Here is a 4,501-nt window from a genome sequence, read left to right as displayed (position 1 = left end):
GTAAGTTTTAAAGAATAAATTTCCCCGGCTGCCGGTTTATATTCTTTGTTCAACTCTGCTTCAATAAGAATTCTGGATGCATACATATATAAAGGTAGCTGCAATGCAATTCCAGAAAGAAGATCTTCTTTTGATGGTCTGGCTCCACCAAGTTTATAGTCAATTACTTTGAAGGTATTCTGATCATCCTTAACATCAATCCTGTCAACTTTTCCCCGCAATTTAATTCCGTTAACGTCAACCGGATATGTAATACTATAACTGTTTATCTTCCCGAAACCGTATTCAAAATACTGCGGGATAAATCCATCATTTGAATTCCGTTCGTTTAATAAGAACTGAAAGAGAATTGAGCTTTCTTTTTTCCCGTTGATGCCAAATATTTTTTCGCGTTCATAGAAAGAAGCTGGAGATGTGAATTTCAGTTTGCTTACTTTTTCATCCGCTATTTTAAACAGCAACTTTTCAGCTGTCTTAAAATCTTTATCACTGCAGCCGGCAAGTGTTAATCCCTTTTCTTTAATATCAGTATAAAACCTGAACAGGATAGAATGTATCAGGCTTCCAATTTCAAAAGCCTCTAATTCCTCGACAGGTTCTTCAATAGTTTCAAGAGATAAAATTCTGTTAACAAAATATCTGAACGGACACTTTGCATAATCCTCAAGCTGTGATGCGGAGTATTCTCTGTCTGCGAAAGTTTGCAATTTTTCTTTTGCCTGCTTTGATAACTCTTCCTGAATGAATCCTGTGAACGGAGATTTACCGAATGGATCACTTCTTCTAAATGAATCTACTTGTAATGATTTTTCTAATCTTTCTTTATCTATAAAATCACTAACTGCTGATTCCGGATGAGCAGAAACAGATTTTAATAACTCCTCTTTTGAATAAATGAGATTGCTGTAATCCGATTCATTTTTGTTAGTGATAAAAAACATTTTTTCCAGATCGGACAGGAATGATGATTCTGTCAATTCTTTCTTTTCTTCACTGGCAGAAAAAGAAAAATACAATGCTTTTTCGGGTACGCAGAGAGCCTGATAAAACCGATATCTTTCACCAAGCAGGTGACGATATTCATCCCGTTTTCTCCGGTGTTCTCCCGAAAAAAAGATTGCAGGCTGATAACGTGTTGGAAATTCACCGTCAGTCATACCGCCTAAAAACAAATATTTGAATCTTAGTCCGCGTATTTCATTAACAGAAGTAACAAGTACACCTTTACCATGTCTTTCTTTTATATTATAACGACTGAATAAAAGCGCCGTTTTAATTTCCCTTAAGTAGAATGAAAGCGAAAAAATTTTTGTTTTTCCGTACTGATCTTCAAGAAGTGAAATTAATTCATCAAGCGTCTCGAGGAATGTTGTTACTGCTTTTACATTTTTTTCTATTAGTTCAGGATTATCATTGATGAGCCTGGATGATAGTTTTATTTCAGTGATAAGTGATAATATATGTTTTTTGAAATCAGACGGAGTGACTTTCTTTTTAAATGAATCCAGGAGTTTATTAAGACTTTTAATATCCCATAATGCCTTTTCATACTCCTTTCGTGGAAGATACTTTACATCCTCATCATATCCGTTTTGAATCTGCTCAAGTACATTCTCAATCGAGCTAATCCATTGTTTATAACCTGCAACCAGTTTAAGATTAGCTGAAACCGATAAAAGATTCGAAAGATCGATTCCTGGTATCTCAATCCATCTTCCGCTTAATGCTCTGAAAATATTTTTATAATAAAAATCGTTTTCCGGTATCCCTAGTAGATTTATCAATGCAATTACAGGCGCTGAATTACTGAGAGTGTATCTGTCAGTAAGATTATACGGAATACCATAACTTCCGAAAACATCACGTATTACATTCGAGTGCTCACTGATAAGATTGAAAGCAGCACAAATCTCATCTGCCTGCGCTTTACCTGTAATTATCAGGCGCTTGATTTCTTTGGCAATAATTTCAATTTCCTTAACGGGATTGGAAGCCGGTAGTTTGAATAACTCAATAATTGATTTTTTTTGATTAATACTTTTTAAACTGAAAAGATGCTCCCGAATTGTTTTTTTAAAATCATCATAAATGGCTGGTGAGCGATCTTCAATATCAGTAAATCCTCTGGCTAGTAGGTTTTTATAACAGCTTTCAAGATGTGAAAATATTTCAGGATTAAACCGAAAATAGTCAAACGAAATATACAGGGTGAGGTAATCGATTTCAGAAAGTTTATCAATAAGTATAATTTCAGGATCAGAGAATTCATCAAATCCATTTATAACAATCGTATCACAATCCGGAAAAATTTTTCTGAAAGTGCTGTTAAATTCCGATTTATTTATACTACACAAATATTTATAAATATCTCCGAGCTCAAAGGCATTAAGTTTAGTAAGCTTTTGCTGGTATGAAGAAAAAATGTTCGATATATCAATTGCTTTAAGTTTTTCCGAACCCGAAAGTTTTTCAGATTCCTTAAGTATATCATCCGGACTAATGCCGTGCTGTTTATATTCGGTTAAAACATTGCGGATCATTTCCAATGTGCCGCGGGGAATATCACCCCTGTAACTGTTAAAGTATTGAAGTTCCACCTCACTGAATGTCTGGTTTAGCAGAACAACTGCTGCCGCATCACTGTGAAAATTTGTTTCGAAAGTTCTTGATTCGTCAAACAACTTTATAGATAGAGTTGAAATCGTTTCCAGATTTATCTGCGATGCAGTACTTTCCGGTGATGCACCAATAATATCTCTTTTTAGGTAACGTACCTTTCTGTTTGTTGGAACAACAACGACAAGTTCATTTAACTTGGAATAACTTATCTTATTGAAAATTAATTGATCAATGTCAGCGTAATTTATTTTTTCTTTTGTAAGAATCATATTTCTTTTTAATCAGCAGATCTCTGTACGAAGACCGTATCTGGTTTTCGGGGGTTAAATTTAAAGTTTTTATCATTTTCTTAAATCTTTGTTCGGCATCTTTTAAACCACTTACCACCAATGTTTCCAGCTCAATGAAACTGCCAAGTCCTTGCACTTTATCAAGGTGTATCCTTGTATTGTTATAAATATAAAGTTCTCTGATTTTGGAAACAGTAACATCAGTCTTAAAGATTTGTTTGAAGAACTTTTCCGGTTCACCTTCAGAAAATTTTATATATTCAAAGTCAGACCAACGTTTGTCCGAAACCTCATTTCTGTTATAATAGATAAGACTTGATTTACCATTTTCTATTCTGAGTTTAAGTAGTCCTGAATTTACACTGAAATAAATATCCTTCTGGATCAATATTTCTTTTAACCCGATACGATTCTCATTAAGCTTTTTTTTAATATCCTTTAGTGAATCGATTTTAATTTTAAGTTCAAGATTTTTGGGCATGAATGCAATTCCTTTTAATGATTGTTGAGAACTCGCTTTTCTGTTCAGGAAATATTTAGCCAGAAACCGGTATGGAACTTTCTGGTGTTAAAAATTATTTAATAAGTTTAAGAGTAAAAACTCAAATTTCATTTAAATAGTGCTTTCATAAGCATTTTCACTTTAATATGAAGTCACTGAAAATAGAATGTTAACTGCATTTTTGTTTAGCATGCTCTGAAATTATACATTGATATTTTTAATACAATATGTATTTTAATGGTAAAAATAAGAATACATTATGAGAAGAGTAATATTTGCAGTAGTTATATTTTTAATTATCCCATTGACCGGTATTAATGCTCAGGGCATTGGTGAAATTGCTCCTGAACGTCCACCGGAAATTTTTCCGGATCATGCATGGGGTCTGGATATTATGATGGGAGAATCAGGATTTGGTTTAGGAACATTCTACCGCAAACAATTTTCAATGAAGTGGACGGCTTTTGCAGACCTGTCTTTCTCTGAAACAAAAGACGATCGCGAATTTGAATACATAGATTTTTTTGGCAGAACTTTTACTATTGGCAAAAAGAACCGGGTATTTGCAATGCCAATTAATGTAGGACTGCAGTACAGAATATTTGAAAATGTTATTTACGATAACCTAAGGCCATATTTAAACATCGGAATGGGTCCGACTCTGGTTTTAACAACACCTTACGAGAAGGAATTTTTTAGTGCTTTCGGAGATACTCAATCAAAGATTGCCCTCGGAGGATATGTAGGATTTGGTGCTAACTTCGGATTGGATAAATCAAGTCTTATTGGATTAAACTTCAGATATTACTACACACACTTCTTTGATGAAGGTGTTGAGAGCCTTTATGACAGGTACAAGAAAAGTTTCGGAAGTTTTTTTGTAACACTGAATCTGGGGTTGATGTACTAGTTCAGGATTCTGAACCGGGATAACACTTACCGGATAATATGATCGGGGGATCAATACTCGATTGAAAATATTTGTATAGATAAATAATATATTTTTGCTCTGAAAACCAAAGAGATTCATTATTAAAATTAACCATACAAAAGAATTCGATCTTGCATACCGGTTTGTTACAGAGACAAA

General features: G+C 33.8%; 3 protein-coding genes. 1 reads left to right on the top strand and 2 read right to left on the bottom strand.

What is annotated here, in order from left to right; translation table 11 throughout:
• Both KF749_09900 and KF749_09895 read right to left on the bottom strand, forming a co-directional pair.
• The coding region (locus KF749_09900) for an exodeoxyribonuclease V subunit gamma (protein ID MBX2991467.1) at positions 1-2,888 on the bottom strand (2,888 nt) is incomplete at its 3' end.
• On the bottom strand, positions 2,854-3,390 hold the full coding sequence (locus KF749_09895) for a class IV adenylate cyclase (GenBank protein MBX2991466.1): 537 nt from the start codon (positions 3,388-3,390) through the stop codon (positions 2,854-2,856). The genes KF749_09900 and KF749_09895, both read right to left, overlap by 35 nt.
• A 280-nt stretch (positions 3,391-3,670) precedes the next feature.
• On the opposite strand from KF749_09895, the gene KF749_09890 reads away from it, so the two are divergent.
• Positions 3,671-4,321 (top strand): outer membrane beta-barrel protein, encoded by a 651-nt coding sequence (locus KF749_09890; GenBank protein MBX2991465.1) that lies wholly within the window; start codon positions 3,671-3,673, stop codon positions 4,319-4,321.
• The last annotated feature ends 180 nt before the right edge of the window (positions 4,322-4,501 follow it).

The organism is Bacteroidota bacterium (assembly GCA_019637975.1).
Lineage (GTDB): Bacteria > Bacteroidota > Ignavibacteria > UBA10030 > UBA6906 > CAADGV01.
Note: the sequence above shows the minus strand (reverse complement) of the source record. Positions and strands in the feature narration are given on the sequence as shown.